General features: G+C 55.7%; 37 protein-coding genes. 36 read left to right on the forward strand and 1 reads right to left on the reverse strand.

Annotated elements, in window-relative coordinates; genetic code table 11:
* Positions 1–12: 12 nt before the first annotated feature.
* The 34 genes from rpsL to bfr all read left to right on the forward strand — a co-directional run bounded on the left by rpsL (position 13) and on the right by bfr (position 20,424).
* Positions 13–384, forward strand: a complete 372-nt coding sequence (gene rpsL, locus QRN50_RS22180; RefSeq protein WP_002555494.1) for a 30S ribosomal protein S12 — start codon at positions 13–15, stop codon at positions 382–384.
* Between the two features lie 122 nt (positions 385–506).
* The gene (gene rpsG, locus QRN50_RS22185) at positions 507–977 is read left to right on the forward strand and encodes a 30S ribosomal protein S7 (RefSeq protein ID WP_003400433.1); all 471 of its coding nucleotides are present in this window, start codon (positions 507–509) and stop codon (positions 975–977) included.
* Between the two features lie 30 nt (positions 978–1,007).
* Positions 1,008–3,113, forward strand: coding sequence for an elongation factor G (fusA, locus tag QRN50_RS22190; protein ID WP_003400432.1), 2,106 nt, complete (start codon positions 1,008–1,010; stop codon positions 3,111–3,113).
* Positions 3,114–3,144: 31 nt separating this feature from the next.
* Positions 3,145–4,338: an elongation factor Tu gene (gene tuf, locus QRN50_RS22195; protein ID WP_003344210.1), complete on the forward strand. Its 1,194-nt coding sequence runs from the start codon at positions 3,145–3,147 to the stop codon at positions 4,336–4,338.
* 141 nt (positions 4,339–4,479) lie between these two features.
* Positions 4,480–4,791: a 30S ribosomal protein S10 gene (gene rpsJ, locus QRN50_RS22200; RefSeq protein ID WP_002555491.1), complete on the forward strand. Its 312-nt coding sequence runs from the start codon at positions 4,480–4,482 to the stop codon at positions 4,789–4,791.
* Positions 4,792–4,872: 81 nt separating this feature from the next.
* Positions 4,873–5,508, forward strand: a complete 636-nt coding sequence (gene rplC / locus QRN50_RS22205) for a 50S ribosomal protein L3 (RefSeq protein ID WP_002555490.1) — start codon at positions 4,873–4,875, stop codon at positions 5,506–5,508.
* A 12-nt stretch (positions 5,509–5,520) separates the two neighbouring features.
* Positions 5,521–6,123 (forward strand): 50S ribosomal protein L4, encoded by a 603-nt coding sequence (gene rplD, locus QRN50_RS22210; RefSeq protein ID WP_002555489.1) that lies wholly within the window; start codon positions 5,521–5,523, stop codon positions 6,121–6,123.
* The gene (rplW, locus tag QRN50_RS22215; protein WP_002555488.1) at positions 6,120–6,419 is read left to right on the forward strand and encodes a 50S ribosomal protein L23; all 300 of its coding nucleotides are present in this window, start codon (positions 6,120–6,122) and stop codon (positions 6,417–6,419) included. Before rplD ends, rplW begins: the two co-directional genes overlap by 4 nt.
* Positions 6,420–6,433: 14 nt before the next feature.
* Positions 6,434–7,258, forward strand: coding sequence for a 50S ribosomal protein L2 (rplB, locus tag QRN50_RS22220; protein WP_003317104.1), 825 nt, complete (start codon positions 6,434–6,436; stop codon positions 7,256–7,258).
* A 16-nt stretch (positions 7,259–7,274) separates the two neighbouring features.
* Complete coding sequence (gene rpsS, locus QRN50_RS22225; RefSeq protein ID WP_002555486.1) at positions 7,275–7,550, forward strand: 30S ribosomal protein S19; 276 nt, start codon at positions 7,275–7,277, stop codon at positions 7,548–7,550.
* Between the two features lie 13 nt (positions 7,551–7,563).
* Positions 7,564–7,896, forward strand: a complete 333-nt coding sequence (rplV, locus tag QRN50_RS22230; RefSeq protein WP_002555485.1) for a 50S ribosomal protein L22 — start codon at positions 7,564–7,566, stop codon at positions 7,894–7,896.
* Positions 7,897–7,909: 13 nt separating this feature from the next.
* On the forward strand, positions 7,910–8,596 hold the full coding sequence (gene rpsC, locus QRN50_RS22235) for a 30S ribosomal protein S3 (RefSeq protein WP_003176422.1): 687 nt from the start codon (positions 7,910–7,912) through the stop codon (positions 8,594–8,596).
* Between the two features lie 12 nt (positions 8,597–8,608).
* Positions 8,609–9,022, forward strand: a complete 414-nt coding sequence (rplP, locus tag QRN50_RS22240; protein ID WP_002555482.1) for a 50S ribosomal protein L16 — start codon at positions 8,609–8,611, stop codon at positions 9,020–9,022.
* Entirely contained in the window at positions 9,022–9,213 is a 192-nt protein-coding gene (gene rpmC / locus QRN50_RS22245) for a 50S ribosomal protein L29 (protein WP_002555481.1), read from the forward strand. Before rplP ends, rpmC begins: the two co-directional genes overlap by 1 nt.
* Before the next feature lie 2 nt (positions 9,214–9,215).
* A complete protein-coding gene (gene rpsQ, locus QRN50_RS22250; protein WP_002555480.1) occupies positions 9,216–9,482 on the forward strand; it encodes a 30S ribosomal protein S17 in 267 nt (88 codons plus the stop codon).
* Between the two features lie 23 nt (positions 9,483–9,505).
* Positions 9,506–9,874, forward strand: coding sequence for a 50S ribosomal protein L14 (gene rplN / locus QRN50_RS22255; RefSeq protein ID WP_002555479.1), 369 nt, complete (start codon positions 9,506–9,508; stop codon positions 9,872–9,874).
* Between the two features lie 11 nt (positions 9,875–9,885).
* Positions 9,886–10,200, forward strand: a complete 315-nt coding sequence (gene rplX, locus QRN50_RS22260; protein ID WP_003317102.1) for a 50S ribosomal protein L24 — start codon at positions 9,886–9,888, stop codon at positions 10,198–10,200.
* 20 nt (positions 10,201–10,220) lie between these two features.
* Positions 10,221–10,760, forward strand: coding sequence for a 50S ribosomal protein L5 (gene rplE, locus QRN50_RS22265; RefSeq protein WP_002555477.1), 540 nt, complete (start codon positions 10,221–10,223; stop codon positions 10,758–10,760).
* Positions 10,761–10,773: 13 nt separating this feature from the next.
* Positions 10,774–11,079: a 30S ribosomal protein S14 gene (gene rpsN / locus QRN50_RS22270; protein WP_003400428.1), complete on the forward strand. Its 306-nt coding sequence runs from the start codon at positions 10,774–10,776 to the stop codon at positions 11,077–11,079.
* Between the two features lie 214 nt (positions 11,080–11,293).
* A complete protein-coding gene (gene rpsH / locus QRN50_RS22275; protein ID WP_002555475.1) occupies positions 11,294–11,686 on the forward strand; it encodes a 30S ribosomal protein S8 in 393 nt (130 codons plus the stop codon).
* A gap of 12 nt (positions 11,687–11,698) precedes the next feature.
* Positions 11,699–12,232: a 50S ribosomal protein L6 gene (gene rplF / locus QRN50_RS22280; protein WP_002555474.1), complete on the forward strand. Its 534-nt coding sequence runs from the start codon at positions 11,699–11,701 to the stop codon at positions 12,230–12,232.
* Between the two features lie 10 nt (positions 12,233–12,242).
* A complete protein-coding gene (gene rplR / locus QRN50_RS22285) occupies positions 12,243–12,593 on the forward strand; it encodes a 50S ribosomal protein L18 (protein ID WP_002555473.1) in 351 nt (116 codons plus the stop codon).
* Between the two features lie 3 nt (positions 12,594–12,596).
* Positions 12,597–13,097 carry a 30S ribosomal protein S5 gene (gene rpsE, locus QRN50_RS22290; RefSeq protein WP_003317099.1) on the forward strand — a complete coding sequence of 167 codons (501 nt, stop codon included), beginning with the start codon at positions 12,597–12,599 and terminating at the stop codon, positions 13,095–13,097.
* Positions 13,098–13,099: 2 nt separating this feature from the next.
* Entirely contained in the window at positions 13,100–13,276 is a 177-nt protein-coding gene (gene rpmD, locus QRN50_RS22295; protein WP_002555471.1) for a 50S ribosomal protein L30, read from the forward strand.
* A gap of 3 nt (positions 13,277–13,279) precedes the next feature.
* The gene (gene rplO, locus QRN50_RS22300; protein WP_002555470.1) at positions 13,280–13,714 is read left to right on the forward strand and encodes a 50S ribosomal protein L15; all 435 of its coding nucleotides are present in this window, start codon (positions 13,280–13,282) and stop codon (positions 13,712–13,714) included.
* Complete coding sequence (gene secY / locus QRN50_RS22305) at positions 13,715–15,049, forward strand: preprotein translocase subunit SecY (RefSeq protein WP_002555469.1); 1,335 nt, start codon at positions 13,715–13,717, stop codon at positions 15,047–15,049. It abuts the gene before it with no gap.
* Positions 15,050–15,077: 28 nt separating this feature from the next.
* A complete protein-coding gene (gene rpmJ / locus QRN50_RS22310; RefSeq protein ID WP_002555468.1) occupies positions 15,078–15,194 on the forward strand; it encodes a 50S ribosomal protein L36 in 117 nt (38 codons plus the stop codon).
* Positions 15,195–15,324: 130 nt separating this feature from the next.
* Positions 15,325–15,681 (forward strand): 30S ribosomal protein S13, encoded by a 357-nt coding sequence (rpsM, locus tag QRN50_RS22315; RefSeq protein ID WP_002555467.1) that lies wholly within the window; start codon positions 15,325–15,327, stop codon positions 15,679–15,681.
* 30 nt (positions 15,682–15,711) lie between these two features.
* Positions 15,712–16,101 (forward strand): 30S ribosomal protein S11, encoded by a 390-nt coding sequence (gene rpsK, locus QRN50_RS22320; RefSeq protein ID WP_002555466.1) that lies wholly within the window; start codon positions 15,712–15,714, stop codon positions 16,099–16,101.
* An 18-nt stretch (positions 16,102–16,119) separates the two neighbouring features.
* Positions 16,120–16,740 (forward strand): 30S ribosomal protein S4, encoded by a 621-nt coding sequence (gene rpsD / locus QRN50_RS22325; protein WP_002555465.1) that lies wholly within the window; start codon positions 16,120–16,122, stop codon positions 16,738–16,740.
* Positions 16,741–16,762: 22 nt separating this feature from the next.
* Positions 16,763–17,764 (forward strand): DNA-directed RNA polymerase subunit alpha, encoded by a 1,002-nt coding sequence (locus tag QRN50_RS22330; RefSeq protein WP_002555464.1) that lies wholly within the window; start codon positions 16,763–16,765, stop codon positions 17,762–17,764.
* Positions 17,765–17,805: 41 nt separating this feature from the next.
* The gene (gene rplQ, locus QRN50_RS22335) at positions 17,806–18,192 is read left to right on the forward strand and encodes a 50S ribosomal protein L17 (RefSeq protein ID WP_003317096.1); all 387 of its coding nucleotides are present in this window, start codon (positions 17,806–17,808) and stop codon (positions 18,190–18,192) included.
* Positions 18,193–18,359: 167 nt separating this feature from the next.
* Positions 18,360–19,805: a catalase gene (locus QRN50_RS22340; protein WP_011269092.1), complete on the forward strand. Its 1,446-nt coding sequence runs from the start codon at positions 18,360–18,362 to the stop codon at positions 19,803–19,805.
* 154 nt (positions 19,806–19,959) lie between these two features.
* On the forward strand, positions 19,960–20,424 hold the full coding sequence (bfr, locus tag QRN50_RS22345; RefSeq protein WP_003317095.1) for a bacterioferritin: 465 nt from the start codon (positions 19,960–19,962) through the stop codon (positions 20,422–20,424).
* A gap of 94 nt (positions 20,425–20,518) precedes the next feature.
* On the opposite strand, the gene uvrA is transcribed toward bfr, so the two are convergent.
* Positions 20,519–23,353 carry an excinuclease ABC subunit UvrA gene (gene uvrA / locus QRN50_RS22350; protein WP_054091769.1) on the reverse strand — a complete coding sequence of 945 codons (2,835 nt, stop codon included), beginning with the start codon at positions 23,351–23,353 and terminating at the stop codon, positions 20,519–20,521.
* A gap of 129 nt (positions 23,354–23,482) precedes the next feature.
* Between uvrA and QRN50_RS22355 the strand changes: the two genes are divergently transcribed.
* Together QRN50_RS22355 and QRN50_RS22360 are read left to right on the forward strand one after the other, a co-directional pair.
* A complete protein-coding gene (locus QRN50_RS22355; RefSeq protein WP_096127167.1) occupies positions 23,483–24,877 on the forward strand; it encodes an MFS transporter in 1,395 nt (464 codons plus the stop codon).
* Positions 24,878–24,886: 9 nt separating this feature from the next.
* Positions 24,887–25,438, forward strand: a complete 552-nt coding sequence (locus QRN50_RS22360; RefSeq protein ID WP_024659933.1) for a single-stranded DNA-binding protein — start codon at positions 24,887–24,889, stop codon at positions 25,436–25,438.
* The last annotated feature ends 60 nt before the right edge of the window (positions 25,439–25,498 follow it).

Raw genomic sequence — 25,498 nt, forward strand, 5'->3', positions numbered from 1 at the left:
TGGAGCTAGTAGATGGCAACTATCAACCAGCTGGTACGTCAGCCGCGTAAGCGTATCGTCGAGAAATCCGACGTACCTGCGCTGCAGAACTGCCCGCAACGTCGCGGTGTGTGCACTCGTGTGTATACCACCACGCCGAAAAAACCTAACTCGGCATTGCGTAAAGTCTGCCGTGTGCGCCTGACCAACGGTTTCGAGGTTTCCTCGTACATCGGTGGTGAAGGTCACAACCTGCAAGAACACAGCGTGGTACTGATCCGTGGCGGTCGTGTAAAAGACTTGCCAGGTGTTCGTTACCACACCGTTCGTGGTTCTCTGGATACTTCCGGCGTTAAAGGCCGTAACCAGGGTCGCTCGAAATACGGTACCAAGAAGCCTAAGTAGTCTTTGGCCTCTGTTTGAAATTGCAGATTTCTATTTTTCTGAGTCGATAAGAGTAAGGTCGGGCGCATTCCTAACTGGATGGTGGTCCCGAGCTAACCTGAAGACCGTTTGAGGGCTTATCCATGCCAAGAAGACGCGTAGCAGCCAAGCGCGATGTGCTTGACGATCCAAAATACGGCAGCCAGATTCTGGCCAAGTTCATGAACCACGTGATGGAGAGCGGCAAGAAAGCCGTTGCCGAGCGTATCGTTTATGGCGCGCTGGAAAAGGTTAAAGAACGCAAGAACAGCGATCCTCTGGAAATCTTCGAGAAAGCTCTCGACGCCATCGCTCCGCTGGTCGAAGTAAAGTCGCGCCGTGTAGGCGGTGCTACTTACCAGGTTCCTGTTGAAGTTCGTCCGTCCCGTCGTAATGCTCTGGCAATGCGCTGGCTGGTAGACTTCGCGCGCAAGCGCGGTGAAAAGTCTATGGCTCTGCGTTTGGCCGGCGAGCTGATGGACGCCGCCGAAGGTAAAGGTGCTGCAGTCAAGAAGCGTGAAGACGTGCACCGTATGGCTGAAGCCAACAAGGCTTTCTCGCACTACCGCTTCTAATTTCAGCGTCACTAATTTTGCGAGGGCTTTATGGCTCGTACTACTCCGATTGGCCGCTACCGTAACATTGGTATCGTCGCTCACGTGGATGCTGGTAAAACCACCACCACCGAGCGCGTCCTTTTTTACACCGGCAAAAGCCACAAAATGGGCGAGGTGCATGATGGCGCCGCGACCACGGACTGGATGGTTCAGGAGCAGGAGCGTGGTATTACCATTACTTCTGCTGCTATTACTGCCTTCTGGCAGGGTTCCGAGAAGCAACACAAAGACCAATACCGCTTCAACGTCATTGACACCCCGGGCCACGTAGACTTCACCATTGAAGTTGAACGTTCCCTGCGTGTACTCGACGGCGCGGTCGTTGTGTTCTGTGGCACTTCTGGCGTAGAGCCGCAGTCCGAAACCGTATGGCGTCAAGCCAACAAGTACGGTGTTCCGCGTATCGTTTACGTGAACAAGATGGACCGTGCCGGCGCTAACTTTCTGCGCGTAATTGCTCAGATCAAGCAGCGTCTGGGTCACACTCCGGTGCCGATCCAGCTGGCTATCGGTGCTGAAGACAACTTCCAGGGTCAGATCGATCTGATGTCCATGGAAGCGGTCTACTGGAATGATGCCGACAAGGGCATGGTTCCAGTTCGCAAGCCTATCCCTGCCGAATTGCAGGAACTGGCTGACGAATGGCGCAGTAACATGGTTGAGGCTGCTGCTGAAGCCAACGAAGAGCTGATGAACAAGTACCTCGAAGGTGAAGAACTCACCAACAAGGAAATCAAGGATGCTCTGCGTCAGCGTACTATCGCTGGTGAGATCGTTCTTGCTGTTTGCGGTTCTTCCTTCAAGAACAAGGGTGTTCCCCTGGTTCTCGATGCCGTGATCGATTACCTGCCTGCTCCGACTGACATTCCAGCTATCAAGGGTTCCGATCCTGATAACGAAGAAGTTCTGATGGAGCGTCATGCAGACGACAACGAGCCGTTCTCGGCTCTGGCGTTCAAGATCGCTACCGACCCATTCGTGGGTACCTTGACGTTCGTCCGCGTTTACTCGGGCGTGTTGGCATCCGGCGACGGCGTGATCAACTCGGTCAAGGGCAAGAAAGAGCGTGTGGGTCGTATGGTGCAGATGCACGCAAACGCCCGTGAAGAAATCAAGGAAGTACGCGCTGGTGACATCGCGGCCTTGATCGGCATGAAGGACGTCACCACTGGTGAAACCTTGTGCAACGCTGACAAGCCAATCATCCTGGTTCGTATGGACTTCCCGGAGCCGGTTATTTCGGTTGCCGTTGAGCCAAAGACCAAGGATGACCAGGAAAAAATGGGTATCGCACTGGGCAAGCTTGCTCAGGAAGACCCGTCTTTCCGCGTCAAAACTGATGAAGAGACTGGTCAAACGATCATCTCTGGCATGGGCGAGCTCCACCTGGACATCCTGGTTGACCGGATGCGCCGTGAGTTCAACGTCGAAGCCAACATCGGCAAGCCTCAGGTTTCCTATCGTGAGCGCATCACGAAGAATTGTGAAATCGAAGGCAAGTTCGTTCGTCAATCCGGCGGTCGTGGCCAGTTCGGTCATTGCTGGATCCGTTTTGCACCTGCTGACGAAGGTCAGGAAGGTCTGCAATTCGTAAACGAAGTGGTAGGTGGTGTTGTTCCCAAGGAATACATCCCGGCTATCCAGAAGGGTATCGAAGAGCAGATGAAGAACGGCGTTGTTGCCGGTTATCCGCTGATCGGCCTGAAGGCTACCGTGTTTGATGGTTCCTACCATGACGTCGACTCGAACGAGATGGCGTTTAAGGTGGCTGCTTCCATGGCGACCAAGCAACTGGCCCAGAAGGGCGGTGGTGAGCTGCTTGAGCCGATCATGGCAGTAGAGGTTGTTACGCCTGAAGACTATATGGGTGACGTGATGGGCGACCTTAACCGCCGTCGCGGCATGATTCTGGGTATGGAAGATACGGTTTCCGGCAAGGTAATTCGTGCCGAGGTTCCGTTGGGTGAGATGTTCGGTTATGCGACCGACGTTCGCTCCATGTCTCAGGGTCGCGCAAGCTACTCTATGGAATTCAAAAAATACAATACAGCTCCGTCGCACATCGTCGAAACTGTAACCAAAAAACAAGGCTGATTCAGCGCCTTTAGGCTAGGAGTTATTTGTCGTGGCTAAAGAAAAATTTGATCGTTCCCTCCCGCACGTCAACGTTGGCACCATTGGTCACGTTGACCATGGTAAAACCACGCTGACCGCTGCTCTGACTCGCGTCTGCTCCGAAGTTTTCGGTTCGGCTGCTGTTGAATTCGACAAGATCGACAGCGCACCGGAAGAAAAGGCTCGTGGTATTACCATCAACACCGCGCACGTCGAATACAAATCGTTGATCCGTCACTATGCTCACGTTGACTGCCCAGGTCACGCTGACTACGTGAAGAACATGATCACTGGTGCTGCCCAGATGGACGGCGCGATTCTGGTTTGTTCGGCCGCTGATGGTCCGATGCCACAAACCCGTGAGCACATCCTGCTGTCCCGTCAGGTTGGCGTTCCGTACATCGTGGTCTTCCTGAACAAGGCTGACCTGGTAGACGACGCTGAGCTGCTGGAACTGGTCGAGATGGAAGTGCGCGATCTGCTGAGCACTTACGACTTCCCAGGCGACGACACTCCGATCATCATCGGTTCTGCTCGTATGGCTCTGGAAGGTAAAGACGACAACGAAATGGGCACCACTGCCGTTCGTAAACTGGTTGAAACACTGGACTCCTACATCCCAGAACCAGTTCGTGTTACCGACAAGCCGTTCCTGATGCCGATCGAAGACGTATTCTCGATCTCCGGTCGCGGTACTGTTGTGACTGGTCGTATTGAGCGCGGTATCGTCAAGGTTCAGGATCCACTGGAAATCGTTGGTCTGCGTGACACTACCGTCACCACCTGCACCGGTGTTGAAATGTTCCGCAAACTGCTCGACGAAGGTCGTGCTGGCGAGAACTGCGGCGTTCTGCTGCGCGGTACCAAGCGTGACGACGTTGAGCGTGGCCAGGTTCTGGTCAAGCCAGGCAGCGTCAAGCCGCACACTCAGTTCGAAGCTGAAATCTACGTTCTGAGCAAAGAAGAAGGCGGTCGTCACACTCCGTTCTTCAAAGGCTACCGTCCACAGTTCTACTTCCGTACTACCGACGTAACTGGTAGCTGCGAACTGCCGGAAGGCGTAGAAATGGTTATGCCAGGTGATAACGTTAAAGTTTCCGTTACCCTGATCAAGCCAATCGCAATGGAAGATGGTCTGCGTTTCGCAATCCGTGAAGGCGGTCGTACCGTCGGCGCTGGCGTCGTAGCCAAAATCATCGCTTAAGCGTTGAGTCCCAAAAAGAGCCCCCGCACTGCGGGGGCTTTTTTATTGGGTTGACACCTTGTTAGGTCGTCTATAGAATTGCGCCTCCTTTTAACGGGCGTATTGCGCTCGGTGGGAACAGCAATCTGGAGTCTGAATCCAATGCAAAACCAGCAAATCCGTATCAGGTTGAAGGCTTTTGACCATCGCCTGATCGACCAATCAACCCAGGAAATCGTGGAAACCGCGAAACGTACTGGTGCACAGGTGCGTGGTCCGATTCCACTGCCGACTCGTAAAGAGCGGTTCACCGTTCTGGTTTCTCCGCACGTCAACAAAGACGCGCGCGACCAGTATGAGATCCGTACTCACAAGCGTGTTCTGGACATTGTCCAGCCAACGGAAAAAACCGTTGATGCGCTTATGAAGCTTGATCTTGCGGCCGGTGTGGAAGTTCAGATCAGCCTCGGCTAAGACTTGGGTCTTAGTCGTGTAACGCTCTGAAATGGGCGGCCATAGCGGGTGAAAGCCCCGTACACTCATGAGGTTTACAACATGACTATTGGTGTAGTCGGTCGTAAATGCGGTATGACCCGTATTTTCACCGAAGAAGGTGTCTCCATTCCGGTCACGGTCATTGAGATCGAGCCGAATCGCGTCACTCAGTTCAAAACCGAAGAAACCGATGGCTATCGTGCAGTGCAAGTCACTGTCGGCGAGCGTCGCGCTTCGCGTGTTACAGCCGCTCAGGCTGGCCACTTCGCCAAAGCGAACGTTGCCGCCGGTCGTACTGTCATGGAATTTCGTCTTGAAGAAGGCGATTACCAGGCTGGCGATCAGATCAACGCTGAAATCTTCGCCGCTGGTCAACTGGTTGATGTAACCGGTCAGTCCAAGGGTAAAGGCTTCCAGGGTACGATCAAGCGTTGGAATTTCCGTGGTCAAGACAATACCCACGGTAACTCCGTCTCCCACCGCGTCCCGGGCTCTATCGGCCAGTGCCAGACTCCTGGTCGTGTATTCAAGGGCAAAAAAATGTCCGGTCATATGGGCGCTGAGCGCGTGACCGTGCAGTCCCTGGAAGTAGTGCGCGTGGACGCTGAACGCAATCTGTTGTTGGTCAAGGGTGCTGTTCCTGGCGCTACTGGCGGCAACCTGGTTGTACGTCCGGCAGCCAAGGCTCGCGGTTAAGGGGAAGCTGACATGCAATTAAATGTAAATGACGCTCAGGCAATCGAAGTTTCCGAACTGACATTTGGCGGCGAATTCAACGAGACGCTGGTTCACCAGGCAGTCGTGGCCTACATGGCTGGCGGTCGTCAGGGTAGCAAGCAGCAGAAGACCCGTTCCGACGTTCGTGGTGGCGGTAAGCGCCCTTGGCGTCAGAAAGGTACTGGCCGTGCTCGTGCCGGTACTATCCGTAGCCCAATCTGGCGTGGCGGCGGTACCACTTTCGCAGCTCGTCCTCAGGATCATACTCAGAAGCTCAACAAGAAGATGTATCGCGCTGCTCTGCGCTCCATCCTTGCTGAACTGGTTCGTACTGATCGTCTGGTCGTGGTTCAGGACTTCGCTGTTGAAGCACCGAAAACCAAAGATTTGCTGAACAAGCTGACTGGCATGGGCCTGACTGACGTCCTGATCGTGTCTGACGCTGTTGACCAGAATCTGTACCTGGCTGCTCGTAACCTGCCGCACGTTGATGTACGTGACGTTCAAGGTTCCGATCCAGTTAGTCTGATCGCATACGACAAAGTGTTGATCACTGTGTCGGCCGTGAAGAAATTCGAGGAGCTGCTGGGATGAACCAGGAACGCGTATTTAAAGTTCTGCTTGGCCCGCACGTTTCCGAGAAGGCTACGGTTCTTGCAGACAAAAAAGGTCAGTTCGTTTTCAAGGTTGCTACTGACGCAACCAAGCTGGAAATCAAGAAGGCCGTCGAAAGCCTGTTCAGCGTGAAAGTAGAGCGTGTTACTACCCTGAATGTTCTGGGTAAGAGCAAGCGCACTGCTCGCGGTCTGGGCAAGCGTAATGACTGGAAGAAGGCGGTTATCTCCCTTCAGCCAGGCCAAGATCTCGATTTCAGCAGCAGTGCTGAGTAAGGAAGGGGTGCATCATGGCAATCGTTAAATGCAAACCGACTTCCCCTGGCCGCCGTTTTGTGGTCAAGGTGGTCAACCAGGAGCTGCATAAAGGCGCTCCTCACGCACCGCTGCTCGAGAAAAAATCGAAGTCTGGTGGTCGTAACAACAATGGTCGTATTACTACCCGTCATATCGGTGGTGGCCATAAACAGCATTATCGTCTGGTCGACTTCCGTCGCAACGACAAGGATGGCATCGCTGCCACCGTCGAGCGTATCGAATACGATCCAAACCGTACTGCTCACATTGCTCTGCTGCTTTACGCAGACGGCGAGCGCCGCTACATCATCGCCCCTAAAGGCGTGAGTGCTGGCGACCAGCTAATTGCAGGTGCTCTGGCACCAATCAAGCCGGGCAACGCTCTTCAACTGCGCAACATTCCAGTTGGTAGCACCGTACACGGCATCGAACTGAAGCCAGGCAAAGGCGCACAGATCGCTCGTTCCGCTGGTGCCTCGGCACAGCTGATCGCTCGTGAAGGTGTGTACGTGACCCTGCGTCTTCGCTCCGGTGAAATGCGTAAAGTACTGTCTGAGTGCCGTGCAACGCTGGGCGAAGTCTCGAACTCCGAGCACAGCCTTCGTTCGCTGGGTAAAGCGGGTGCCAAACGCTGGCGTGGCGTTCGCCCAACCGTTCGTGGTGTTGCCATGAACCCGGTTGACCACCCACATGGTGGTGGTGAAGGTCGTACCTCTGGTGGTCGTCATCCGGTATCGCCGTGGGGCTTCCCGACTAAGGGCGCGAAGACTCGTGGTAATAAGCGTACCGACAAAATGATCGTCCGTCGTCGCAAGTAAATAGAGGGATACGACAGTGCCACGTTCTCTGAAAAAAGGTCCTTTTATTGATCTTCACCTACTGAAGAAGATCGAAGTGGCGGCGGAAAAGAACGATCGCAAACCAGTTAAGACCTGGTCGCGTCGTTCGATGATCCTGCCACAAATGGTCGGTTTGACCATTGCAGTGCATAACGGTCGCCAACATGTTCCAGTTCTCGTGAACGAAGACATGGTCGGCCATAAACTAGGCGAGTTTGCCGGTACCCGCACATATCGTGGGCACGTGGCAGACAAGAAAGCCAAGCGTTAAGGGGTAAGGAACGATGGAAGTAGCCGCTAAGTTGTCGGGCGCTCGAATCTCCGCCCAGAAAGCCCGCTTGGTCGCCGACCAGATCCGCGGGAAGAAGGTGGGCGAAGCGCTCAACCTGTTGGCTTTCAGCAGTAAGAAAGCCGCCGAGATCCTGAAGAAAGTGCTGGAGTCGGCTGTAGCCAACGCCGAGCATAACGAAGGCGCAGACGTTGATGACCTCAAGGTCTCCACCGTTTTCGTCAACGAAGGGCGTTCGCTGAAGCGCATCATGCCACGTGCTAAAGGCCGTGCTGATCGCATCGTCAAGCGGTCTTGCCATATCACTGTCAAGGTTGCTGACAAGTAACGGAGTCGAAGAGATGGGTCAGAAAGTACATCCCATTGGCATTCGCCTGGGAATCGTCAAGGAGCACACCTCCGTCTGGTACGCAGACGGTCGGACTTATGCGGACTATTTGTTCGCTGATCTGAAAGTGCGTGAGTACCTCCAAGACAAATTAAAAAGCGCGTCCGTCAGCCGTATCGATATCCATCGTCCGGCTCAGACAGCACGTATCACCATCCACACCGCTCGTCCAGGTATCGTTATCGGGAAGAAAGGTGAAGATGTTGAGAAACTGCGTCAGGACCTGACCAAGCAAATGGGTGTGCCTGTGCACATCAATATCGAAGAGATCCGTAAGCCGGAGCTCGACGGTATGCTGGTTGCGCAGAGCGTAGCTCAGCAGCTGGAGCGTCGCGTAATGTTCCGTCGCGCTATGAAGCGCGCTGTTCAGAACGCCATGCGCATTGGTGCCAAAGGCATCAAAATCCAAGTGAGCGGTCGTCTCGGCGGTGCTGAAATCGCACGTACTGAATGGTATCGCGAAGGTCGTGTGCCACTGCACACCCTGCGTGCCGACATCGACTATGCCAACTACGAAGCTCACACCACTTACGGTGTGATCGGTGTAAAGGTTTGGATCTTCAAAGGCGAAGTAATTGGTGGTCGCCAAGAAGAACTGAAACCACAAGCACCAGCGCCTCGTAAAAAAGCTGCTAAGTAAGGGGTACGCCAAATGTTGCAACCAAAGCGTACGAAGTTCCGCAAGCAGATGACCGGCCACAACCGTGGTCTGGCACTGCGCGGTAGCAAAGTCAGCTTCGGCGAGTTCGCGCTGAAGTCTGTAGCTCGTGGTCGTCTCACCGCTCGTCAGATCGAGTCAGCGCGTCGTGCTCTGACCCGTCACGTTAAACGTGGCGGCAAGATCTGGATCCGTGTGTTCCCGGACAAGCCTGTAACCAAAAAGCCACTCGAAGTTCGGATGGGTAAAGGTAAGGGTAACGTGGAGTACTGGGTTGCCCAGATTCAGCCAGGCAAAGTCCTGTATGAAATCGAGGGTGTTACTGAAGAGCTGGCGCGTGAGGCTTTCGCCCTGGCTGCTGCAAAGCTGCCGCTCGCCACCTCCTTTGTTAAGCGGACGGTGATGTGATGAAAGCGAATGAACTTCGTGAAAAATCAGCACAGCAGCTGAACGAGCAACTGCTCGGCCTGCTGCGCGACCAGTTCAATCTGCGTATGCAGAAGGCAACTGGCCAGTTGGGGCAGTCTCATCTGCTCTCGCAAGTTAAGCGTGACATCGCTCGCGTGAAAACTGTGCTCAACCAGCAGGCAGGTAAGTAATCATGGCTGAAGCCGAAAAAACTGTCCGTACGCTGACTGGCCGTGTTGTCAGCGACAAGATGGACAAGACCATCACCGTTCTGATCGAGCGTCGCGTAAAGCACCCGATCTACGGTAAATACGTTAAGCGTTCGACTAAGCTGCACGCGCACGACGAAACCAATCAATGCCATATCGGCGACAAGGTCACTATTCGTGAAACTCGTCCGGTAGCCAAGACCAAGTCTTGGGCGTTGGTTGATATCCTCGAACGCGCTGTGGAAGTCTAAGGGCTAGGGGTCGGAGAAATTATATGATTCAGACTCAATCCATGCTCGATGTGGCCGATAACAGCGGCGCACGCCGCGTTATGTGCATCAAGGTGCTGGGTGGCTCCCATCGTCGTTACGCTGGTATCGGTGACATCATCAAAGTAACCGTCAAGGAAGCAATTCCTCGCGGCAAGGTGAAGAAAGGCCAGGTGATGACTGCAGTTGTAGTCCGCACTCGCCACGGTGTTCGTCGTGCAGACGGCTCCATCATCCGCTTCGATGGCAACGCTGCTGTTCTGTTGAACAACAAGCAAGAGCCGATCGGTACCCGTATCTTTGGGCCAGTGACCCGTGAACTTCGTACTGAGAAGTTCATGAAGATCGTCTCGCTCGCCCCAGAAGTGCTCTAAGGAGATCCGACATGCAAAAGATTCGTCGTGACGACGAGATCATCGTGATCGCCGGCAAAGACAAAGGTAAGCGCGGTAAGGTGCTCAAGGTTCTCGCTGACGACCGTTTGGTCGTTGGTGGGATCAACCTGGTGAAGCGTCATACCAAGCCAAACCCGATGTCGGGCGTACAGGGCGGTATCGTCGAGAAAGAAGCGCCAATGCACGCTTCCAACGTCGCCATTTTCAACGGCGCAACCAACAAGGCTGACCGCGTTGGTTTCAAAGTTGAAGACGGCAAGAAAATTCGTGTCTTCAAGTCGACCCAAAAAGCGGTTGATGCTTGAACACTGCTAGGTAGAAGACCATGGCACGACTAAAAGAGATTTACCGGAAGGAAATCGCTCCGAAACTTAAGGAAGAACTTAAGCTTTCGAACGTGATGGAAGTTCCGCGCGTTACCAAAATCACCCTGAACATGGGTCTGGGCGAAGCGATCGGCGACAAGAAAGTCATCGAGCACGCTGTTGCTGACCTGGAAAAGATCACCGGTCAAAAAGTCGTTGTGACTTACGCTCGGAAATCCATCGCTGGCTTTAAAGTCCGTGAAGGTTGGCCGATCGGTGTCAAAGTGACTCTGCGCCGCGATCGTATGTACGAATTCCTGGATCGTCTGCTGTCGATCTCCCTGCCTCGGGTTCGCGACTTCCGCGGCCTGAATGCCAAGTCCTTCGATGGTCGTGGTAACTACAGCATGGGCGTCAAAGAGCAGATCATTTTCCCGGAAATTGACTACGACAAGATCGATGCTCTTCGCGGTCTGGACATCACCCTGACCACCACTGCCAAGAACGATGATGAAGGTCGCGCATTGCTGCGTGCTTTCAAATTCCCGTTCCGCAACTGATTGGAGTAGGACAATGGCCAAGATGAGCATGAAAAACCGTGAGCTGAAGCGTCAGCTCACTGTTGCCAAGTACGCCAAGAAGCGTGCAGAGCTGAAAGCTATCATCGTCGATCTGAACGCAAGTCCAGAAGCGCGTTGGGAAGCTACCGTAGCCCTGCAGAAGCAACCACGTGACGCAAGCGCTGCGCGCATGCGTAACCGTTGCCGCATCACTGGTCGTCCACACGGCGTCTACCGCAAGTTCGGCCTTGGCCGTAACAAGCTGCGTGAAGCAGCCATGCGTGGCGACGTTCCAGGTCTGGTCAAAGCCAGCTGGTAAGGCGACACCTCTCGCGCCCTCCCGCCGGTTACGCAAGTCACCGGTCGGGATGGAGCCTGAATTTGAATCAAGCCCCTATTGGGGCTTGATTCATTTCCGGCGTAGGACTAGAATTGCCGGCTCGCCTGAGCCCGTGTTTTTACTTGGCCGGAAGTTCTCGGCGATCAAGCTGTAGCCGCAAGGCTAATTATTTTGTTTTAGGAGCGTCTAGCCCATGAGTATGCAGGACCCGTTAGCGGACATGCTAACTCGTATCCGTAATGCCCAGATGGCTGAAAAGCCCGTCGTAAGCATGCCATCTTCCACGTTGAAGGTTGCTGTAGCAAAAGTCCTGAAGGACGAAGGCTACATTGCGGGTTATCAGATCAGCAGCGAAGTTAAATCCTCGCTGTCCATCGAGCTTAAGTACTTCGAAGGCCGTCCGGTCATCGAAGAGGTTAAGCGCGTCAGCCGCCCAGGCTTGCGTCAGTACAAGTCCTCCGATGATCTGCCGAAAGTTCGTGGCGGTCTTGGTGTGTCTATCGTCTCCACCAGTAAAGGTGTGATGACGGATCGTGCTGCGCGCGCTGCCGGTGTCGGTGGCGAAGTGCTTTGCACTGTGTTCTAAGGGGGGATAAGCATGTCACGCGTCGCTAAGAACCCCGTTAAGCTGCCATCCGGCGTCGAAGTCAAACTCGTCGGCCAGCTGCTTTCGGTGAAGGGTGCCAAGGGCACTCTAGAACTGAACATCCATTCGTCCGTTGAGATTGTTGAAGAAGCTGGTGAGCTGCGTTTCGCTGCTCGCAATGGCGATCAACAAACCCGCGCAATGGCAGGCACCACTCGTGCACTGGTAAACAACATGGTCCAAGGCGTAAGCCAAGGCTTCGAGCGCAAGCTCCAGCTGGTCGGTGTTGGTTACAAGGCGCAAGCAAAAGGCACGGTACTGAACCTTGCACTTGGCTTCTCGCACCCAGTGGACTACGAATTGCCGAATGGCATCACCGCTGAGACCCCCAGCCAGACCGATATCCTGATTCGCGGTATCGATAAGCAGTTGGTTGGTCAAGTGGCCGCTGAGATCCGCGACTTCCGCCGTCCTGAGCCTTACAAAGGCAAAGGTGTGCGTTACGCAGACGAAGTCGTCCGCCGTAAAGAAGCCAAGAAGAAGTAGGGCATAGCAAATGACCGTCAAAAAAGTTACCCGACTGCGTCGCGCTCGCAAAGCACGCCTGAAAATGCACGAGCTGGAAGTCGTGCGTCTCTGCGTGCACCGCTCTTCGCAGCACATTTATGCCCAGGTCATCTCGGCCGACGGCAGCAAAGTCCTGGCAAGCGCCTCGACTTTGGACAAAGAACTGCGTGATGGCGCCACTGGCAACATCGACGCGGCCACTAAGGTTGGCAAGCTGGTCGCCGAGCGCGCGAAAGCCGCGGGTGTATCGCAAGTCGCTTTCGACCGTTCTGGCTTCAAGTACCACGGCCGTGTCAAAGCGCTGGCTGATGCTGCTCGTGAAGGCGGGCTGGAGTTCTAAGTTATGTCAAATCACGACCAAAAACGCGACGAAGGCTACATCGAGAAGCTGGTTCAAGTTAACCGCGTGGCCAAAACCGTAAAAGGCGGCCGTATCTTCACTTTCACTGCGTTGACCGTAGTGGGTGATGGTAAAGGGCGCGTTGGCTTCGGCCGTGGCAAGTCACGTGAAGTGCCTGCTGCGATCCAGAAAGCGATGGAAGCTGCTCGTCGCAACATGATTCAGGTTGATCTGAACGGCACTACCCTGCAGTACGCAATGAAGTCTGCTCATGGCGCCTCCAAGGTGTACATGCAGCCTGCTTCTGAAGGTACCGGTATCATCGCTGGCGGCGCAATGCGCGCAGTGCTGGAAGTTGCTGGTGTCCAGAACGTATTGGCCAAGTGCTACGGTTCGACTAACCCGGTAAACGTGGTTCACGCTACGTTCAAGGGTTTGAAGGGCATGCAGTCTCCTGAGTCGATCGCTGCCAAACGTGGCAAGCGTGTTGAGGAGATCATCTGATCATGGCTACCGTTAAAGTAACGCTGATCAAAAGCATGACCGGCCGCATCCCTAATCACAGATTGTGCATTAAGGGTTTGGGTCTGCGTCGCATCGGTCACACTGTAGAAGTCCTGGATACTCCCGAAAATCGCGGGATGATCAACAAGGCTTACTACATGCTGCGAGTCGAGGGTTAATCGATGAAACTCAATGATCTGAGTCCAGCGCCGGGTTCCCGTCGCGAAAAGCATCGTCCGGGCCGTGGTATCGGTAGCGGTTTGGGCAAGACCGGTGGCCGTGGCCACAAAGGTCAAAGCTCCCGCTCCGGTGGCACCATTGCTCCGGGCTTTGAGGGCGGCCAACAGCCGCTGCATCGTCGCCTGCCAAAATTCGGTTTCGTTTCCCTGAAGGCCATGGATCGCGCAGAAGTGCGTTTGTCCGAGCTGGCTAAAGTGGAAGGCGACATCGTAACTGTGCAGTCCCTGAAAGATGCCAACGTGATTAACCAGAACGTTCAGCGTGTGAAAATCATGCTGTCGGGCGAAGTTACTCGCGCTGTCACTATCAAGGGTATCGCCGCCACCAAAGGTGCGCGTGCGGCTATCGAAGCAGCTGGCGGCAAGTTCGAGGAATAAATGGCTAAGCAAGGTGCTCTCTCAGCGCTCGGCAAAGGCGGTATGTCTGAACTCTGGGCTCGTCTGCGTTTTCTGTTCCTGGCGATTATCGTCTACCGAATAGGCGCACACATCCCGGTTCCAGGTATCAACCCGGACCGACTCGCAGAACTGTTTCGACAGAATGAGGGGACCATTCTTAGCTTGTTCAACATGTTTTCCGGTGGCGCGCTGGAACGGATGAGCATCTTTGCATTGGGGATCATGCCGTACATTTCGGCATCGATCATCATGCAGTTGATGACCGCCGTCAGCCCGCAGCTGGAGCAGTTGAAGAAGGAAGGTGAAGCTGGCCGTCGCAAGATAAGCCAGTACACCCGCTATGGCACCGTTGTCCTGGCTCTGGTCCAAGCTATCGGCATGTCCGTTGGTCTGGCGAGTCAGGGCGTCGCGTTTTCTGGGGACCTGGGTTTCCACTTTGTGGCCGTAACTACCTTCGTGGCAGGTGCGATGTTCATGATGTGGCTGGGCGAGCAGATCACCGAGCGCGGTGTCGGCAACGGTATCTCGATGTTGATTTTCGCAGGTATCGTCGCCGGTCTTCCGAGAGCAATAGGGCAGTCTTTCGAGTCTGCACGTCAGGGTGATATCAATATCTTCGCTCTGGTTGCAATCGGTTTGCTGGCGGTAGCGATCATCGGTTTTGTGGTGTTCATTGAGCGTGGTCAGCGTCGAATCGCCGTTCACTACGCCAAGCGTCAGCAGGGCCGCAAGGTCTTCGCTGCGCAGACAAGCCACTTGCCGCTGAAAGTGAACATGGCTGGTGTGATACCGGCCATTTTCGCGAGCAGCATTTTGCTGTTCCCGGCTTCGTTGGGGTCCTGGTTCGGTCAGTCTGAAGGTCTGGGCTGGTTGCAGGACATCTCGCAGTCGATCGCTCCTGGTCAGCCGTTGAATATTCTGCTGTTTAGTGCAGGGATTATTTTCTTCTGCTTCTTCTATACGGCGTTGATGTTCAATCCGAAAGACGTAGCGGAAAACCTGAAGAAGTCCGGTGCCTTTATTCCGGGTATTCGTCCAGGCGAGCAGTCGGCGCGCTACATTGATGGCGTTTTGACTCGCTTGACCATGTTCGGTGCTCTATATATGACGGCCGTGTGTCTGCTTCCCCAGTTTCTGGTGGTCGCGGCAAACGTACCGTTCTACCTTGGCGGGACCTCGTTGCTGATCGTGGTCGTGGTTGTGATGGACTTTATGTCGCAAGTGCAATCTCACCTCGTTTCGCACCAGTATGAATCCCTGATGAAGAAAGCCAACCTGAAGGGCTACGGTGGCAGCGGCGGTATGCTGCGCTGAAGCACCCCTAAGGTTCGAGGAGTTGGTGATGAAAGTTCGTGCATCGGTGAAAAAGCTGTGCCGTAACTGCAAGATTATCCGCCGCGAAGGTGTGGTTCGAGTAATTTGCAGCGCGGAACCACGTCATAAGCAGCGCCAAGGCTGATTGTGATTTGTGCTTAAGCCCAGCAGCTAGTGCGCTGCTGGGTTGATTATTTGTTACTACAGCGATATTATCTCGCGCCCTATTTCTTGGCTTCCGGGGCGTAGGTAGCTGTCAATTGGAGTCCCACTGAATGGCCCGTATTGCAGGCGTTAACATTCCAGATAACAAGCATACTGTTATCTCGTTGACCTACATCTATGGTGTTGGTCGCACCACCGCACAGAAAATTTGTGCAACCACCGGCGTAAATCCGGCGGTGAAAATCAAAGATCTGAGCGACGAGCAGATTGAACAGCTGCGTGGCGAAGTGGCGAAGTTCACCACTGAAGGTGACCTGCGTCGCGAAATCAACATGAAAATCAAGCGCTTGATGGACCTGGGCTGCTACCGCGGTCTGCGTCATCGTCGTGGTCTTCCAGTGCGCGGTCAGCGTACCAAGACCAACGCGCGTACTCGCAAAGGTCCGCGTAAGCCGATCCGCAAGTAATCGCACCAGCGCAACGACAGGAATTTAGTCATGGCAAAACCTGCTGCTCGTCCTCGTAAAAAAGTTAAAAAGACAGTGGTTGATGGCATCGCCCACATCCACGCGTCGTTTAACAACACAATCGTCACCATTACCGATCGTCAAGGTAACGCTCTTTCGTGGGCTACCTCCGGCGGTTCGGGTTTCCGTGGTTCGCGCAAGTCCACCCCGTTCGCTGCTCAAGTAGCTGCTGAACGTGCTGGTCAAGCTGCGCTGGAGTACGGTCTGAAGAACCTCGACGTCAATGTCAAGGGTCCAGGCCCAGGTCGTGAATCCGCTGTCCGTGCATTGAACGGCTGTGGCTATAAGATCGCCAGCATCACCGACGTGACGCCAATCCCGCACAACGGGTGCCGTCCGCCGAAGAAGCGCCGCGTGTAATCCAGGAGACTGTAAGAAATGGCTCGTTACATTGGTCCAAAATGCAAACTTGCTCGTCGTGAAGGCACCGATCTCTTTCTGAAGAGCGGCGTTCGCGCTATCGAATCCAAGTGCAACATCGAAGCAGCTCCAGGTATCCACGGCCAACGTCGTGGTCGCCAGTCCGATTACGGTACTCAGCTGCGTGAAAAGCAAAAAGTCCGTCGTATCTACGGCGTTCTCGAGCGTCAGTTCAGCGGCTACTACAAAGAAGCCGCCGGCAAGAAAGGTGCAACAGGCGAGAACCTGCTGCAACTGCTCGAATGCCGTCTGGACAACGTTGTATACCGCATGGGCTTCGGCTCGACGCGTGCCGAATCCCGTCAATTGGTTTCGCACAAGTCGGTCAGCGTAAACGGCAAAACCGTTAACGTTCCTTCTTATCAGGTTCGTGCTGGCGACGTTGTTGCTATCCGCGAAAAAGCTAAGAATCAGCTGCGTATTGTCCAGGCTCTCGATCTGTGTGCCCAACGTGGCCGCGTAGAATGGGTAGAAGTAGACACTGAGAAGAAATCGGGCGTTTTCAAGAACGTTCCAGCTCGCAGTGATCTATCCGCCGACATCAACGAAAGCCTGATTGTCGAGCTCTACTCCAAGTAAGGGCTAGAAAATAGGTGCATCCATGCAGATTTCGGTAAATGAGTTCCTGACACCCCGCCACATTGATGTGCAGGTTGTCAGTCCAACCCGCGCCAAAATCACTCTCGAGCCTCTCGAGCGTGGTTTCGGCCATACCCTGGGCAACGCGCTTCGCCGCATTTTGTTGTCCTCCATGCCCGGCTGTGCAGTAGTCGAGGCCGAGATTGACGGTGTACTCCATGAGTACAGCGCCATCGAAGGTGTACAGGAAGACGTCATTGAAATCCTGTTGAACCTTAAAGGTCTGGCTATCAAGCTGCACGGTCGAGACGAAGTTACGCTGACCTTGTCGAAGAAGGGTTCGGGGGTGGTTACCGCTGCCGATATTCAGCTGGATCATGATGTCGAGATCGTTAACCCCGATCACGTAATCGCTAACCTGGCGTCTAACGGCGTCTTGAACATGAAGCTCACTGTAGCTCGTGGTCGTGGTTATGAGCCGGCAGACTCGCGTCAAAGCGATGAAGACGAAAGCCGCAGCATTGGTCGCTTGCAGCTTGACTCTTCGTTCAGCCCGGTTCGCCGTATCGCATACGTGGTGGAAAACGCCCGTGTCGAACAGCGTACTAACCTGGACAAGCTGGTTATTGATCTGGAAACCAACGGTACTCTGGACCCTGAAGAGGCTATCCGTCGCGCTGCAACCATTCTGCAACAGCAGTTGGCTGCGTTCGTCGACCTCAAAGGCGACAGCGAACCAGTGGTAATCGAACAGGAAGACGAGATCGATCCGATCCTGCTTCGTCCGGTTGACGATTTGGAACTGACCGTGCGTTCGGCCAACTGCCTTAAGGCGGAGAACATCTACTACATCGGCGATCTGATTCAGCGCACCGAAGTAGAGCTGTTGAAGACTCCGAACCTGGGCAAGAAATCCTTGACCGAGATCAAGGACGTTCTGGCTTCTCGTGGTCTCTCCCTCGGCATGCGCCTCGACAACTGGCCGCCGGCAAGTCTTAAGAAGGACGACAAGGCTACGGCCTGATCGTCGTAATCACCGAACGCGAGTTTGGTAAGGAATGAACCATGCGTCATCGTAAAAGTGGACGTCACCTGAGCCGTACCAGCTCTCACCGCAAAGCCATGTTCCAAAACATGGCGGTGTCGCTGTTCGAGCACGAGCTGATCAAAACTACCCTGCCGAAAGCCAAGGAACTGCGCCGCGTTGCCGAGCCGCTGATCACCCTGGCCAAGGAAGACAGCGTTGCCAACCGTCGTCTGGCTTTCGACCGTACTCGTTCGAAAGAAATCGTCGGCAAACTGTTCAACGATCTGGGCAAGCGCTATGCAACCCGTCAGGGCGGCTACCTGCGCATCCTCAAGTGCGGTTTCCGCGCTGGCGACAACGCGCCAATGGCGTACGTCGAGCTGGTTGATCGTCCTATCGGTGGCTCTGTAGAAGCTGCTGAATAAGACATCAGTTTGAACATAAAACCGGGCCCAGTGCCCGGTTTTTTGTTTTCCGGAATTAAGAATTGCTATCGATAGTCATGATTTAATGAATTCGACGCTGCAATAGCTTTCGACAATACTTCTTCTCAAGCCGATCAGCCGGCTATACACACCAGAGGAAGATGTAGATGAGCCAGAAGACCCTTACGACCGCCAGCGGTGCCCCCGTCGCAGACAATCAGAACTCCCGTTCGGCAGGCCCACGTGGTCCTCTATTGCTCGATGATTTCCATCTGATCGAAAAGCTTGCCCACTTCAACCGTGAAAACATCCCGGAGCGTCGCGTGCACGCCAAGGGGTCGGGTGCTCATGGTACGTTCACCGTGACCCGCGACATCAGCCAATATACCAGCGCCAGGCTGTTCGACACGGTTGGCAAGCAGACGCCGATTTTCCTGCGCTTCTCCACCGTAGGCGGCGAGCGTGGTTCGGCTGATACCGAGCGTGACCCTCGTGGCTTTGCGATCAAGTTTTACACCGAGGAAGGTAACTGGGACATCGTCGGTAACAACACGCCGGTGTTTTTTATCCGTGACCCCCTGAAATTCCCTGATTTCATTCACACTCAGAAGCGCCTGCCGCAGACCAATCTGAAGAGCCCTCAGATGATGTGGGATTTCTGGTCGCACTCGCCTGAAGCGCTGCACCAGGTCACTATTCTGTTCTCCGATCGTGGCATTCCGGACGGCTACCGTCACATGCACGGCTTCGGCAGCCACACCTATAGCCTCATCAGTGCAGCAGGTGAGCGTCATTGGGTGAAGTGGCATTACAAGACCCGCCAGGGGATCAAGAATCTGACGCCCGCAGAGGCTGCGCGCATTGCCGGTACTGATCCTGATTACGCTCAGCGCGATCTGTTCACTGCCATCGAGAAGGGCGACTTCCCCAAGTGGCAGGTGTGCATCCAGTTGATGACCGAAGCTCAGGCGGCGAATCATCATGAAAACCCGTTCGACGTGACCAAGACCTGGTCGCAGAAAGAATACCCGCTGATCGAGGTGGGCGAGCTGGAGTTGAACCGTAACCCGCTCAACTACTTTGCCGAAGTCGAGCAGGCCGCGTTTGGCCCAAGCAACATGGTGCCAGGCGTTGGCCTTTCGCCAGACCGCATGTTGCAAGGGCGCGTATTTGCCTATGCTGATGCGCATCGCTATCGCGTAGGTACCAACCACCAGCAGTTGCCGATCAATGCGCCCAAGAGTCCGGTGCACAGCTATCAGCGTGACGGGGCGATGGCCTTCGGCACCAATGGCGGTGCGACGCCAAACTATGAACCGAACAGCTACTCGGATGCGCCGAAAGAGAATCCGCGCTACGCGGAGCCTGCGCTGTCTCTGAACGGTGCAGCAGATCGTCATGATCATCGAGTAGACGGCGATTACTACAGTCAGGCAGGCAAGTTGTTCAACCTGATGAGCGCTGATCAGCAAGCCCTGTTGATTGGCAATATTGCCGGCGCAATGGCAGGCGTTTCCAGTGATGTCGTGCAACGTCAGTTGCAGCATTTCTACAAAGCTGACCCTGCTTACGGCGAAGGCATTGCCCGCGCATTGGACGTAAAACTGGGCTGAGTCGAAGTGAGAAACAGAACCGCCCTCATTTGGGCGGTTTTTCGCTTCTTAACGGCGTAATTTCGCCACTTTTCGTCGGTTTATTGCGTTTTTCTAAGTGACCTCGCGCGGCGCTTGGTTCAAACTATCGTCTTTGAAGCAGGAGTCTGGTGCGATGCAAGGCCACCCCGAAGTAATCGATTATCTCAACACGTTGCTCACGGGCGAACTGGCAGCTCGTGACCAATATTTCGTTCACTCACGCATGTACGAAGACTGGGGCTTTTCGAAGCTCTACGAGCGTATCAATCATGAGATGGAAGAAGAGGCGCAACACGCTGATGCGTTGATGCGTCGTATCCTGATGCTGGAAGGCACGCCGCGCATGCGCCCGGACGACCTCGACGTCGGCACCACAGTGCCTGAGATGCTCGCCAGCGATCTGCGTCTCGAATACAAGGTACGTGCTGCCCTGTGCAAGGGTATCGAGCTCTGTGAGCTGCACAGCGACTACGTGACCCGAGAAATCCTGCGCGTGCAGCTGGCTGATACCGAAGAAGACCATACCTACTGGCTCGAACAGCAGATGGGGCTGATCAAGTCCATCGGCCTGCAGAACTACCTGCAATCGCAGTTCTGATTCGACCGCTCATAAAAAAGCTCCTGCACTTGCGTGACAGGAGCTTTTTTATATCCGGGTTCGACTGACGCCGAACCCGTTTTCGTCACACTCGTCAGGCTTTGTCTCTGGTCAACAGAGGTTTCAGGTAATGACCGGTGTAGGACTGTTCCATCTCGGCGACCTGTTCAGGTGTGCCCGTCGCAATGATCTGCCCACCTCGCGAACCGCCTTCCGGACCCAGGTCCACCAGCCAGTCGGCCGTCTTGATCACATCCAGGTTGTGCTCGATCACCACCACGGTATTGCCGTGGTCGCGCAGGCGATGCAATACATCCAGCAGCTGCTGAATATCCGCGAAGTGCAGGCCTGTGGTCGGCTCGTCGAGGATGTACAGCGTCTTGCCGGTGTCGCGCTTGGACAGCTCACGCGACAGCTTGACCCGCTGCGCTTCACCGCCTGACAAGGTCGTCGCCGATTGCCCTAGCTTGATATAGGAAAGTCCTACATCCATAAGGGTTTGCAGCTTGCGCGCCAGTGCCGGAACGGCGTCGAAGAACTCACGCGCTTCCTCGATGGTCATTTCCAGCACTTCGTGGACGTTCTTGCCCTTGTACTTGACCTCAAGCGTTTCGCGGTTGTAACGCTTGCTCTTGCACACGTCGCAGGGCACGTAGATGTCTGGCAAAAAGTGCATCTCGACCTTGATCAGCCCGTCGCCCTGGCACGCCTCGCAGCGGCCGCCCTTGACGTTGAACGAGAACCGCCCCGGACCATAGCCCCGCGAGCGTGATTCCGGAACCCCGGCGAACAGCTCGCGAATCGGCGTGAACAGCCCGGTGTAGGTCGCCGGGTTGGAGCGCGGCGTACGACCGATAGGGCTCTGGTCGATGTCCACCACCTTGTCCAGATGCTGCAGGCCGTTGATGCTGTCGTGCGTAGCCGCTTCCAGCGTCGTGGCGCCGTTCAGCGCCGTAGCGCTCAGCGGGAACAGCGTGTTGTTGATCAGCGTCGACTTGCCCGATCCGGAAACACCCGTCACGCAGGTCAGCAGGCCGATCGGGATGTCGAGATTGACGTTTTGCAGGTTGTTGCCACGCGCGCCCTTGAGGGTCAGCGAGAGCTTCTTGTTACGCGGGGTGCGCTTGGCGGGAACGGCAATCTTCACGCGCCCTGACAGGTATTTGCCGGTCAGCGAGTCGGGATGCGACATCACCTCGTCCGGCGTACCTTCGGCGACAATATGACCACCATGCACGCCGGCCCCCGGGCCGATGTCGACCACGTAGTCGGCCAGGCGAATCGCATCTTCATCGTGCTCGACCACAATCACCGTATTGCCGATGTCGCGCAGGTGCTTGAGTGTGCCCAGCAAACGATCGTTGTCGCGCTGGTGCAGACCGATGGACGGCTCATCGAGGATGTACATCACCCCGACCAGCCCCGCACCGATCTGGCTGGCCAGACGGATACGCTGTGCTTCGCCGCCGGACAGGGTGTCTGCGCTACGATCCAGGGTCAGGTAGTCCAGGCCCACGTTGACCAGAAACTGCAGACGCTCACGGATTTCCTTGAGAATCTTGTCGGCGATCTCGCCACGTCGTCCGGTCAGCTTGAGCGTTTCGAAGTAATGCGTCGCGTCGCCAATCGGCAGACTGGTGACTGCTGGCAGAGTCTTTTCACCCACCCACACATGGCGCGCTTCGCGACGCAGGCGAGTGCCTCGGCAGTCAGGGCAGGGCTGTGTGCCCAGGAACTTGGCCAGCTCTTCGCGGACCGTAGCCGATTCGGTTTCCCGATAGCGACGCTCCAGATTCGGCACGATGCCTTCAAACGGGTGCGCACGCTTGACGATATCGCCACGGTCATTGAGGTAGCGGAAATCGACACTCTGCGAGCCACTGCCGTTGAGCAGAATCTTCTGCATGTCGGCGGGGATCTGCTTGAATGGCATTTCCAGGCTGAAGCCATAGTGCTTGGAGAGCGAGCCGAGCATCTGGAAGTAATAGACATTACGCCTGTCCCAGCCTCGTATTGCGCCTTCGGCAAGCGTCAGTTCGGCATTCACCAGCCGCTTGATATCGAAGAACTGCTTCACGCCCAGACCGTCGCAGGTCGGGCAGGCGCCAGCCGGGTTGTTGAAGGAGAACAGCTTCGGTTCCAGCTCGCTGATCGCATGGCCACAGATAGGGCAGGCGAAGCGGGCAGAGAAGATCACTTCCTCGCCCGGCTCGTCGTCCATCGGCGCCACCAGGGCGATACCGTCGGCCAGCTTCAGGGCGGTCTCGAAGGACTCGGCCAGGCGCTGCTGCAGGTCGGCGCGGACCTTGAAACGGTCCACGACCACATCGATCGAGTGCTTCTTCTGCTTGTCCAGCTTCGGCAGCTCATCCAGCTCGCACAGCTTGCCGTTGACTCGCGCCCGGACAAAGCCTTGCGCGCGCAGCTCTTCGAAAACCGAAAGATGCTCACCCTTGCGCTCGCGGATAACCGGCGCAAGCAGCATCAATTTGCTGCCCTCAGGCTGACTCAGCACCAGGTCGACCATCTGGCTGACCGTCTGGGCTTCCAGCGGAATATCGTGGTCGGGGCAGCGAGGCTGGCCGACGCGCGCATACAAAAGACGCAGGTAGTCGTAAATTTCGGTAATCGTACCCACGGTCGAGCGCGGGTTATGTGAAGTAGACTTCTGCTCGATGGAAATCGCCGGCGACAGACCTTCGATCGTATCGACGTCCGGTTTTTCCATCATCGACAGAAACTGGCGGGCATAGGCCGACAGCGATTCGACATAGCGGCGTTGCCCTTCGGCGTACAGCGTATCGAAAGCCAGCGAAGACTTGCCTGAGCCGGAGAGCCCGGTGATAACGATCAGTTTGTCGCGGGGAAGTGTCAGGTCAATATTTTTCAGGTTGTGGGTTCGTGCCCCACGTATCAGGATCTTGTCCACTGCGGCCTCGCTTGGCGGGCATAAACGACGGAGTATACGGCTCCGAGCCATCACGCGGCAAAGCGTCGCGTATGTGCTGTACAACGATGGGACTGGTAGAATCGCCGCCGGTTCACACGAGGTTATTCCATGCACGATACCCACAGCGAGCGTATGAGTAGCGGCGAGACCCGCGCAGCAGGCGGTCTGGCCCTGGTGTTTGCGTTCCGCATGCTTGGCATGTTCATGGTCTTGCCGGTTCTGGCAACCTACGGCATGGACCTGGCAGGCGCGAGCCCTGCACTGATCGGTCTGGCGATTGGCGCCTACGGCCTGACCCAGGCGGTGTTGCAGATACCGTTCGGGATCATTTCCGACCGTATCGGCCGGCGACCGGTCATTTATTTCGGCTTGATCATCTTTGCGATCGGCAGCGTGGTGGCGGCGAACGCGGATTCGATCTGGGGAATCATTGCCGGACGTATCCTGCAGGGGGCTGGCGCCATTTCCGCGGCAGTCATGGCGCTGCTCTCCGACCTGACCCGCGAACAGCACCGCACCAAGGCCATGGCCATGATCGGCATGACCATTGGTCTGTCGTTCGCCATCGCCATGGTTGTCGGCCCGGTGATCACCGGCATGTTCGGGCTTTCCGGATTGTTCCTGGCCACCGGCGGCATGGCCTTGATAGGCGTTCTCATCGTCGCCTACGTGGTGCCCAAGGCCAGCGGGGCATTAATGCATCGCGAGTCCGGCGTCGCCAAACAGGCGCTGGGGGCGACGTTGCGTCATCCGGACCTGCTGCGCCTGGATTTGGGTATCTTCGTGTTGCATGCGATGCTCATGTCCAGCTTCGTGGCCTTGCCACTGGCGCTGGTCGAAAAAGCCGGTCTGCCCAAGGAAGAACACTGGTGGGTCTACCTGACTGCCTTGCTGGTTTCCTTCTTCGCGATGATCCCGTTCATCATCTATGGCGAGAAGAAACGTCAAATGAAGCGCGTTCTGCTGGGCGCCGTCACAGTTTTGATGCTGGCTGAGCTATTCTTCTGGGCCTACGGGGACACGTTGCGGGCACTGGTCGTCGGGACAGTGGTATTCTTCACCGCGTTCAACCTGCTGGAAGCATCCTTGCCGTCGTTGATCAGCAAGGTTTCACCGGCCGGCGGAAAAGGCACGGCAATGGGAGTTTATTCCACCAGCCAGTTTCTTGGATCGGCCGCAGGTGGGATACTGGGCGGCTGGTTGTTCCAGCACGGTGGGCTCGATGTGGTGTTCCTGGGTGGTGCAGCCATGGCCGCCGTCTGGCTCGCCTTCGCAGTGACCATGCGAGAACCGCCTTACGTGACCAGCCTACGTCTGCCGTTGTCGCCGCAGGCGCAGCGTGAAGCAGGCCTGGCAGAGCGTTTGATGTCCGTAGCAGGCGTGACAGATGCAGTGGTGGTTGCGGAAGAGGCAGCCATCTACATAAAACTCGACACAAAATTATTGGATCGTGCCTCTCTCGAAAAGCTGGTCAATCCAGCATCAGAAGCGTGCGAAGCCTAGGAGAACGTTATGGCCCGTGGGGTTAACAAAGTCATATTGGTCGGTACATGCGGCCAGGATCCCGAAGTTCGCTACTTGCCTAACGGTAACGCCGTGACCAACCTGAGTCTGGCCACCAGCGAACAATGGACTGACAAGCAGAGCGGCGAGAAAAAAGAAAAAACCGAATGGCACCGTGTTTCGATGTTCGGCAAGGTCGCGGAAATCGCCGGCGAATACCTGCGCAAGGGTTCGCAGGTCTACATCGAAGGCAAGCTGCAGACCCGCGAGTGGGAAAAAGACGGCATCAAGCGCTACACCACTGAAATCGTCGTCGACATGCAGGGCACCATGCAACTGCTGGGCGGCCGTCCACAGGGTGACGCTCAACAAGGTCAAGGCGGTGGTGGCAACTACAACCAGTCCGCGCCTCGTCCACAGCAGTCGCGCCCACAACAGTCGGCACCGCAGCAGAACTACAACCAGCAGCCGCCACAACGCGACTCGCGTCCAGCGCCGCAACAACAAGCGCCGCAGCCAGCTGCTGACTTTGATAGCTTTGATGATGATATTCCGTTCTAGCGCATACAGCTGGAACCCGTTGTTCAGGTCCAGAGCCGGAGCCCCCGTTTATCGGGGGCT

The sequence above is a fragment of the Pseudomonas sp. MEJ108 genome (assembly GCF_030208985.1).
GTDB classification, from domain to species: Bacteria; Pseudomonadota; Gammaproteobacteria; order Pseudomonadales; family Pseudomonadaceae; genus Aquipseudomonas; species Aquipseudomonas fragariae.

Excerpts from the sequence above, each read along its gene's own strand:
- rpsL (WP_002555494.1), top strand. The coding sequence starts at position 13 with ATGGCAACTATCAACCAGCTGGTACGTCAGCCGCGTAAGCGTATCGTC.
- rpsG (WP_003400433.1), top strand. The coding sequence starts at position 507 with ATGCCAAGAAGACGCGTAGCAGCCAAGCGCGATGTGCTTGACGATCCA.
- fusA (WP_003400432.1), top strand. The coding sequence starts at position 1,008 with ATGGCTCGTACTACTCCGATTGGCCGCTACCGTAACATTGGTATCGTC.
- rpsJ (WP_002555491.1), top strand. The coding sequence starts at position 4,480 with ATGCAAAACCAGCAAATCCGTATCAGGTTGAAGGCTTTTGACCATCGC.
- rplC (WP_002555490.1), top strand. The coding sequence starts at position 4,873 with ATGACTATTGGTGTAGTCGGTCGTAAATGCGGTATGACCCGTATTTTC.
- rplD (WP_002555489.1), top strand. The coding sequence starts at position 5,521 with ATGCAATTAAATGTAAATGACGCTCAGGCAATCGAAGTTTCCGAACTG.
- rplW (WP_002555488.1), top strand. The coding sequence starts at position 6,120 with ATGAACCAGGAACGCGTATTTAAAGTTCTGCTTGGCCCGCACGTTTCC.
- rplB (WP_003317104.1), top strand. The coding sequence starts at position 6,434 with ATGGCAATCGTTAAATGCAAACCGACTTCCCCTGGCCGCCGTTTTGTG.
- rplV (WP_002555485.1), top strand. The coding sequence starts at position 7,564 with ATGGAAGTAGCCGCTAAGTTGTCGGGCGCTCGAATCTCCGCCCAGAAA.
- rpsC (WP_003176422.1), top strand. The coding sequence starts at position 7,910 with ATGGGTCAGAAAGTACATCCCATTGGCATTCGCCTGGGAATCGTCAAG.
- rplP (WP_002555482.1), top strand. The coding sequence starts at position 8,609 with ATGTTGCAACCAAAGCGTACGAAGTTCCGCAAGCAGATGACCGGCCAC.
- rpmC (WP_002555481.1), top strand. The coding sequence starts at position 9,022 with ATGAAAGCGAATGAACTTCGTGAAAAATCAGCACAGCAGCTGAACGAG.
- rpsQ (WP_002555480.1), top strand. The coding sequence starts at position 9,216 with ATGGCTGAAGCCGAAAAAACTGTCCGTACGCTGACTGGCCGTGTTGTC.
- rplN (WP_002555479.1), top strand. The coding sequence starts at position 9,506 with ATGATTCAGACTCAATCCATGCTCGATGTGGCCGATAACAGCGGCGCA.
- rplX (WP_003317102.1), top strand. The coding sequence starts at position 9,886 with ATGCAAAAGATTCGTCGTGACGACGAGATCATCGTGATCGCCGGCAAA.
- rplE (WP_002555477.1), top strand. The coding sequence starts at position 10,221 with ATGGCACGACTAAAAGAGATTTACCGGAAGGAAATCGCTCCGAAACTT.
- rpsN (WP_003400428.1), top strand. The coding sequence starts at position 10,774 with ATGGCCAAGATGAGCATGAAAAACCGTGAGCTGAAGCGTCAGCTCACT.
- rpsH (WP_002555475.1), top strand. The coding sequence starts at position 11,294 with ATGAGTATGCAGGACCCGTTAGCGGACATGCTAACTCGTATCCGTAAT.
- rplF (WP_002555474.1), top strand. The coding sequence starts at position 11,699 with ATGTCACGCGTCGCTAAGAACCCCGTTAAGCTGCCATCCGGCGTCGAA.
- rplR (WP_002555473.1), top strand. The coding sequence starts at position 12,243 with ATGACCGTCAAAAAAGTTACCCGACTGCGTCGCGCTCGCAAAGCACGC.
- rpsE (WP_003317099.1), top strand. The coding sequence starts at position 12,597 with ATGTCAAATCACGACCAAAAACGCGACGAAGGCTACATCGAGAAGCTG.
- rpmD (WP_002555471.1), top strand. The coding sequence starts at position 13,100 with ATGGCTACCGTTAAAGTAACGCTGATCAAAAGCATGACCGGCCGCATC.
- rplO (WP_002555470.1), top strand. The coding sequence starts at position 13,280 with ATGAAACTCAATGATCTGAGTCCAGCGCCGGGTTCCCGTCGCGAAAAG.
- secY (WP_002555469.1), top strand. The coding sequence starts at position 13,715 with ATGGCTAAGCAAGGTGCTCTCTCAGCGCTCGGCAAAGGCGGTATGTCT.
- rpmJ (WP_002555468.1), top strand. The coding sequence starts at position 15,078 with ATGAAAGTTCGTGCATCGGTGAAAAAGCTGTGCCGTAACTGCAAGATT.
- rpsM (WP_002555467.1), top strand. The coding sequence starts at position 15,325 with ATGGCCCGTATTGCAGGCGTTAACATTCCAGATAACAAGCATACTGTT.
- rpsK (WP_002555466.1), top strand. The coding sequence starts at position 15,712 with ATGGCAAAACCTGCTGCTCGTCCTCGTAAAAAAGTTAAAAAGACAGTG.
- rpsD (WP_002555465.1), top strand. The coding sequence starts at position 16,120 with ATGGCTCGTTACATTGGTCCAAAATGCAAACTTGCTCGTCGTGAAGGC.
- QRN50_RS22330 (WP_002555464.1), top strand. The coding sequence starts at position 16,763 with ATGCAGATTTCGGTAAATGAGTTCCTGACACCCCGCCACATTGATGTG.
- rplQ (WP_003317096.1), top strand. The coding sequence starts at position 17,806 with ATGCGTCATCGTAAAAGTGGACGTCACCTGAGCCGTACCAGCTCTCAC.
- QRN50_RS22340 (WP_011269092.1), top strand. The coding sequence starts at position 18,360 with ATGAGCCAGAAGACCCTTACGACCGCCAGCGGTGCCCCCGTCGCAGAC.
- bfr (WP_003317095.1), top strand. The coding sequence starts at position 19,960 with ATGCAAGGCCACCCCGAAGTAATCGATTATCTCAACACGTTGCTCACG.
- QRN50_RS22355 (WP_096127167.1), top strand. The coding sequence starts at position 23,483 with ATGCACGATACCCACAGCGAGCGTATGAGTAGCGGCGAGACCCGCGCA.
- QRN50_RS22360 (WP_024659933.1), top strand. The coding sequence starts at position 24,887 with ATGGCCCGTGGGGTTAACAAAGTCATATTGGTCGGTACATGCGGCCAG.